The sequence below is a fragment of the Arthrobacter glycogeni genome, from assembly GCF_054510815.1.
Genome location: NZ_JBTNDV010000018.1, coordinates 60,228 through 66,323, shown reverse-complemented (window position 1 = coordinate 66,323; position 6,096 = coordinate 60,228). Strand labels below are relative to the sequence as shown.

Genomic DNA, 6,096 nt, shown 5'->3' with positions numbered 1-6,096 from the left:
GCCGGCCCGGGATCCGTTGGTGAGACCAACCCTGAGAGGGCTACCGGTGATTCTATTACCCGATCACGGGCCCGGTCACAGGCCGAAGCACCCGGTGAAGGCAACCAGTCCGGGGAGGGCAACCAGTCCGGTGAGGGTAGCCAGTCGTGGGAGGGCAACCAGTTTTGGGGTGTGCAGGCGAAGGTGTTCGTGACGGTCCCGGTGCAGACCCTCATGGGTGGGGATGCGCCGGGTGAGTTGGAAGGGTACGGGCCAATCGACCCGGACACGGCCCGGAGGCTCGCTGGGCACGCGCCGTCGTTTACGAGGATCCTCACCCACCCCTTCACGGGGGCCAGGCTGGGCGCTGATGCAACCACGTACCGGGTCCCCCAAGACCTCCAAGATGCTGTGAGAGTCAGAGACGGGACCTGTCGGCATCCGGGGTGTAACCGGTTGGCGGTGTTCTGCGAACTCGACCACACGATCCCCTGGTCCCGGGGCGGGACGACCAGTTACTCAAATCTGGCAGCGCTCTGCAAACGTCACCACATGTTCAAAACCGAGGGTTTCTGGCACTACACCCAACCTGAACCCGGGACGATCATCGCGATCTCCCCCGCCGGGGAAACCTACACCACCAAACCCAACCCACCACCCACCCCACCACCACCGCGACCAGAAACCCCACCACCGTTCTAGGGTGAAGCCCCTCCCCAATCGCCGAAGTGGGAGATCCGGCGTCTCAGAACGACTCAGATCGCCGTCGAAACGCCGTCAACCCGCCAGATCCCACGCCTCGGTTACCGGCTGCCGATCATTTTCTGCAGCGCGATGGTGCCGTCGGTCTTGGGAAGGAGCAACCACAGGACGCCATACATCGGAATGCTGATGAACGGCAACAGAAAGCTGAGGAGGATGCCGATCCTGACGTAGGCTACCGGCCAGTTGAACTTGACGGCGATGCCTGAGGCGATACCGCCAAGCCATCCGCCGGGGGCACGTTTGATGGGCGATGATCGAAGGATGTCAAAGAATTTGTCCATGATGTAGGCTAACCCGTTTCGTTGCTCGATGGTCCACTTTTCTTACTTGTGCTGTTTGCGGCCGGTCATCGAGACCAACCCGCCCACCACCAGGGCCACCCCGGTGCCGACGAGCAGTCCCATCAGAACCAGCCCCGTGTCGAAGCGGATGTCGGCAAGCTGCGAGAGAAGGATCAGGGCGCCCACAGTGATCGCAATGAGCCCCCAGACCACTGTGCCCGCGCGGACCGGCTGGCCGCCGTCGTTGTCGCTGGTGGGGATGTTCTCGGAAGTGTTCATGGCGAGATGCCTCCTACGTCTTCAAGTTCGGTCTGGCTGGCGGCCACCGTGGTATGGGTCATGGCGCCCCGGATTTCAAGGATGATCGATGGTCCGGAGGCGTTTTCGTTCAGGTCGATCTCGGCGGGGTGCCACATGCCGCCGGCCGTTGCTTCCTGTCCGTTGTCCACAGTACTGAGGGCTCCGAGGGCGATTGAGGAGCGGACTTGGACCGGCACGTCGTCGGGTATCAGGATGCCGACGTTTCCGGCGAGCGAGTTCACTGGGACGACCACGTCGGCGTCGAGGTTGGTGAGGTTGCTGAGATCAACTGTGCCCTGGCCTGCAACTACTGTGTATCCCTCGCTGGCGGGCTCCTCGGTGGTGGGGGTCCAGACGGCGCTGCTGCCGACAGTGATGGTCCCCGTGGCGAATGTTGACCCGGCGACGACTGCTGCCGCTATGCCGACTCCTGCCATGAACCCGAGAAAACCTGAGGTGTGTCCACGAATTCCCAGGGTGACAATCCCCAGACCCAGAAGGATGAGGCCCGCGGCAATCGCCACCGGAACCACTGAGCTTCCCAGACCGATTATCCCTGTGTAATCGAGCATCAAGACGGAGCCGACGACGATCAGCGCACCACCGAGATAGAGAGCCAGTTCGGCGCCAGTCGGTTTGGGGGTTGACGGTTTGCGTGGTGCTGGCGGGCTGTGTCGCGGTGCCGGGAGGGGTGGCAGCTGGCTGTACAAGGGAGGTGGGGGCAGAGCGCCCGGCGGGAGGGCCTGGCCCTGTTCCTCGGAGGCAACGGTATAAGTCTGACCGGTAGTGCCGGATGCCTCAGCCTTCTTGCTGGACCTGGTTGCCACCAGGTACACCGCAAGGACGACGGCCCCGACCCAGAAGATGGTCCAGAACAACGCGCCGAAGCCGTCGCCGCCGAAGATCGGGAGGTTGGGTCGCCAGAGTCCAATGACGGTCAACACCACGGCACCCGTCATGCCCGAGGTCCAGGTGCCCCGGGTGGCGGACTCAAGGTGGATGCGGCCGTCTGGCTCGGGCAGCAGAGCCCACGCCAGGCCGTACAGCAGGACGCCGATGCCACCGAAGATGGCCAGAAACACGAGGATGCCTCGGATTAGCACTGGATCGAGGCCGGTGCGGGTGGCTACGCCGGTGGCGACGCCGCCGATCCAGCGGTCCTGGCCCCTGATCGTCCCGAGGCCGCGCAGCCAGCCGAAAAAGTTGGTGGCTGTTCCGGCAGGCGCGTTGGCGGTTGCTATGGGTGTGGCCCCACCCAGCGGGGGAGGAGGTCCCGGCGGCACTGAGGTGTCGCCGTCGGCCTGGCTTGTGGCTTCGCCTGGGTCGGGTCCGGGTAGTGCTGCGTCCGTTTCGACGCCCTGGCTGGGCTCCGGAGGATCATTCGGGTCCTGGTGCGAGTTCATCTCCCCATCTTGTCCCCGGGGACGGGTGGTTGCCATCGGGGCCTACCCTGAGCTGTCCCTGAGCTGCGGCTAACTTTCCCCGAAACCCGCACCAGTCGGGTGCGGATCGTGTTTGGATTAGGGCATGAGACCGCCGCTGCTCCGCTCCCACGACGCGATAATCGCCGGAGTATGTGCGGGGCTGGCAGCCCACCTCGGGATTTCGGTCAAGATGGCGCGCCTCGCGATGGCCGGACTGGCCCTCGCGGGCGGTTCTGGAATATTTCTCTATGGCTGGCTATGGGTGTTGGTGCCGACTCAGGAGGAGCAGTTCCGCCACGGGTCCACCCCGGTCGGCCCACGACTGATCTTCCCCCCGTCGATTGCCGAGCCAGGTAGCCCGACGGCGGTCCCTACCGCTGGTGCACGCGGTGCGGCGAACCGCAACTCGCTGGTAGGAAAGCGTGAGGTGCTTCTCGGCTCAGCGCTGCTGCTGGTGGCCGCTGCGGTGATCGCCGAACAGTTAGGAGCCAATCTTCCTCTTGACCGTATGTTGCCGGTGGGGGTGGTGGTGGCCGGGGCTGTGCTGGCGTGGATCCAGCTTGATGAGACACGGCGTGCCGGCCTGATGAACCGGGCGGGGGCGTCGCAGGCAGGCGGGCTGGTGCGACTCGTCGCCGGTCTGCTGCTGGTGACGGTGGGAGTGCTGATCATGGTGTCCGGGTCCATCTCCTGGGAACTCACCTGGTCAACACTTGTCGCTACCGGAGCAGTGCTGGCTGGAGTCTTTCTGGTGCTGGCTCCCTGGGGCCTGAAATTTTGGCGTGATTTGGAGACCGAACGGTCAGGGCGGGCCCGCGAAACTGAGCGGGCCGAAATTGCCGCCCACCTTCACGATTCGGTCCTGCAGACCCTCGCCCTGATTCAGAACCGTGCAGGCTCGGAGCAGGATGTGGTGCGGTTGGCCCGGGCGCAGGAACGCGAGCTACGGAACTGGTTGTATGTCGACGCCGCCCATGAGTCAGGAAACCTTGCGGAGCGGATCCGGGCCATCGCCGCGGAAATCGAGGACAGCTATGGCGCTCCGGTCAACGTGGTGGTGGTCGGCGATACGGCGTTGACCCCGCGGCAGGAAGTCCTGGCGCAGGCCGCGCGGGAGGCGGTCCTCAACGCGGCCAAGCATGCGGGCGGCAGCATTTCCGTCTATCTTGAGGCCGGGAGTTCCGGGTCAACGATCTTTGTCAGGGACCGGGGCCGTGGGTTCGATCCAGAAGCCATCCCCGAGGACCGGATGGGGATCAGGGTCTCCCTGCACAGCAGGATGAACCGACACGGCGGTACGGTGTCGATCCGCAGCAGCGTGGAGGGCACCGAGGTTAAACTGGACATGCCCGAAAAGGAAGCAGATGCAGCGCAGTGAATAATCCAGAGCAGCCGGTCACCGTGGTGGTGGTCGATGACCACGCCATCTTCCGCTCCGGCCTGCGGGCAGATCTTGACAGCAGGATCGCCGTGCTGGCCGAGGCCTCGGGAGTCGAGGAGGCGATCGCTGCCATTCACCAGCACCGACCGCAGGTGGTCCTTCTTGACGTGCACCTGCCGGGCGGAACTGGGGGCGGGGGCGCCGAGGTGCTCGCGGGCTGCAACATGCTCCTCGCAGACACGCGGTTCCTGGCGCTGAGCGTGTCCGACGCCGCAGAGGACGTGGTCACTGTCATCCGCGCCGGTGCCCGGGGTTACGTGACCAAAACCATCTCGGGGGCTGAGATCTCCGACGCAGTCCTGAGGGTGGCCTCTGGGGACGCGGTGTTTTCGCCCCGGCTGGCGGGTTTTGTCCTTGATGCTTTTGGGACCGCGGCGGTGGCGTCAGTGGATAGCGAACTCGACCGTCTTTCAGCCCGCGAGCTTGAGGTGATGCGCCTGATCGCACGCGGGTACAGCTATAAGGAGGTGGCCAAGGAGCTGTTTATTTCAATCAAGACGGTCGAGACGCACGTGTCAGCGGTCCTGCGCAAGCTGCAGTTGTCCTCCCGGCACGAGCTCACCCGTTGGGCTGCCGAGCGCCGGCTGCTCTAGGCATCCAACCGGCGCCCCCGGAGGGGCTACCGGGCAGTGGCGAGGAATTCCTGCAGACGCCCAATGCCTGTCGCAAGGTCAGCATCGCCGAGCGCATACGAGAGCCGAAGGTAGCCGCTAGGGCCAAACGCCTCGCCCGGCACCACAGCCACCTCCACCTTCTCAAGAATCAACGCCGCAAGTTCCGCCGACGTCGCCGGGCGAATGCCGCCCAACTCGCGGCCGAGCAGGGACCTCACATCGGCATACGCGTAAAACGCACCCTTCGGGATCGGGCAATCCACGCCGTCGATCGCGTTCAGGCCGTCGACCATTGCCCGACGACGACGGTCAAATGCCACCTTCATCTCATGCACGGCAGTAAGCGGACCGGCCACCGCGGCCAGCGCCGCCATCTGGGGCACGTTCGAAACGTTCGACGTGGCATGGGACTGCAGGTTCGTGGCGGCTTTGATCACGTCCTTCGGCCCGATCATCCAGCCCACCCGCCACCCGGTCATGGCGTAGGTCTTGGCCACCCCATTGAGGATCACCATCCGGTCACCAACGGCCGGGGATGCTGTCGCGATAGAGGTGAAGGGTACGCCGTCGTACGTCAGGTGCTCGTAGATTTCGTCGGTCACCACCCACAGGCCGCGTTCGGCGGCCCAGTCACCGATTTCCTTGACCTGCTCGGGACTGTAAACCGCGCCAGTGGGGTTGGACGGGGAAACGAACAGCAGGACTTTGGTACGTGGCGTCAAGGCAGCCTTCAGCTGGTCAACAGTGACCAGGTAGCCCTGCTCGGGGCCAGCGAAGACCTCGACCGGTACGCCCCCGGCGAGGCGGATTGCCTCGGGGTAGGTGGTCCAGAATGGAGTAGGAACCAGCACCTCGTCGCCCGGATCGAGGAGAGTAGCAAAGGATTCGTAGACTGCCTGCTTACCTCCATTGGTGACGAGCACCTGGGCCGGGTCGACGGTGTAGCCCGAATCCCGCAGTGTTTTCTCGGCGATGGCCTGCTTCAGTTCCGGCAGACCACCCGCAGGCGAATACCTGTGGAAACGGGGCTGCCGTGCCGCCTCGATCGCGGCGTCCACTATGTAATCGGGGGTGGGGAAGTCGGGTTCACCTGCCCCGAATCCGATCACTGGACGGCCCGCAGCCTTCAGTGCCTTGGCCTTGGCGTCAACCGCCAACGTCGCCGATTCAGCGATAGCTGCAATTCGCCGCGAGATCCGCCGCGCTGGCACGTTCGGGGTGTCCTGCTTCTGGGCGGCAGGGGTGGCAGTCATAGTGTTCCCTTAGGGTTGATGGTGCTGTGGACTGTGACG

Annotated in this window: 7 protein-coding genes; 3 read left to right on the top strand and 4 right to left on the bottom strand. The window is 64.6% G+C overall.

Annotated features, from left to right (window positions below; translation table 11 throughout):
* Positions 1 to 681, top strand: a 681-nt coding sequence (locus ACX80G_RS16175; protein ID WP_459308949.1) for an HNH endonuclease signature motif containing protein, incomplete at its 5' end; no start/stop codon positions are given.
* A gap of 101 nt (positions 682 to 782) precedes the next feature.
* Here the strand turns inward: ACX80G_RS16175 and ACX80G_RS16170 are convergent.
* The 3 genes from ACX80G_RS16170 to ACX80G_RS16160 are packed head-to-tail and all read right to left on the bottom strand — an operon-like array spanning position 783 to position 2,728.
* Entirely contained in the window at positions 783 to 1,025 is a 243-nt protein-coding gene (locus tag ACX80G_RS16170) for a PspC domain-containing protein (protein WP_459308948.1), read from the bottom strand.
* 42 nt (positions 1,026 to 1,067) lie between these two features.
* Positions 1,068 to 1,304: a hypothetical protein gene (locus tag ACX80G_RS16165; protein WP_459308947.1), complete on the bottom strand. Its 237-nt coding sequence runs from the start codon at positions 1,302 to 1,304 to the stop codon at positions 1,068 to 1,070.
* The gene (locus ACX80G_RS16160; RefSeq protein ID WP_459308946.1) at positions 1,301 to 2,728 is read right to left on the bottom strand and encodes a PspC domain-containing protein; all 1,428 of its coding nucleotides are present in this window, start codon (positions 2,726 to 2,728) and stop codon (positions 1,301 to 1,303) included. The genes ACX80G_RS16165 and ACX80G_RS16160 overlap by 4 nt, the downstream gene beginning before the upstream one ends.
* A gap of 124 nt (positions 2,729 to 2,852) precedes the next feature.
* Between ACX80G_RS16160 and ACX80G_RS16155 the strand changes: the two genes are divergently transcribed.
* Both ACX80G_RS16155 and ACX80G_RS16150 read left to right on the top strand, forming a co-directional pair.
* Positions 2,853 to 4,127, top strand: a complete 1,275-nt coding sequence (locus tag ACX80G_RS16155) for an ATP-binding protein (RefSeq protein ID WP_459308945.1) — start codon at positions 2,853 to 2,855, stop codon at positions 4,125 to 4,127.
* Positions 4,124 to 4,783, top strand: a complete 660-nt coding sequence (locus ACX80G_RS16150; RefSeq protein ID WP_459308943.1) for a LuxR C-terminal-related transcriptional regulator — start codon at positions 4,124 to 4,126, stop codon at positions 4,781 to 4,783. The genes ACX80G_RS16155 and ACX80G_RS16150 overlap by 4 nt, the downstream gene beginning before the upstream one ends.
* Positions 4,784 to 4,809: 26 nt before the next feature.
* Here the strand turns inward: ACX80G_RS16150 and ACX80G_RS16145 are convergent, their stop codons facing one another.
* The gene (locus ACX80G_RS16145) at positions 4,810 to 6,057 is read right to left on the bottom strand and encodes a pyridoxal phosphate-dependent aminotransferase (protein WP_459308942.1); all 1,248 of its coding nucleotides are present in this window, start codon (positions 6,055 to 6,057) and stop codon (positions 4,810 to 4,812) included.
* Positions 6,058 to 6,096 lie beyond the last annotated feature (39 nt).

What these genes read in the sequence shown, in the direction of transcription:
- ACX80G_RS16170 (WP_459308948.1), bottom strand. Translation starts at nt 1,025, where the DNA reads ATGGACAAATTCTTTGACATCCTTCGATCATCGCCCATCAAACGTGCC.
- ACX80G_RS16165 (WP_459308947.1), bottom strand. Translation starts at nt 1,304, where the DNA reads ATGAACACTTCCGAGAACATCCCCACCAGCGACAACGACGGCGGCCAG.
- ACX80G_RS16160 (WP_459308946.1), bottom strand. Translation starts at nt 2,728, where the DNA reads ATGAACTCGCACCAGGACCCGAATGATCCTCCGGAGCCCAGCCAGGGC.
- ACX80G_RS16155 (WP_459308945.1), top strand. Translation starts at nt 2,853, where the DNA reads ATGAGACCGCCGCTGCTCCGCTCCCACGACGCGATAATCGCCGGAGTA.
- ACX80G_RS16145 (WP_459308942.1), bottom strand. Translation starts at nt 6,057, where the DNA reads ATGACTGCCACCCCTGCCGCCCAGAAGCAGGACACCCCGAACGTGCCA.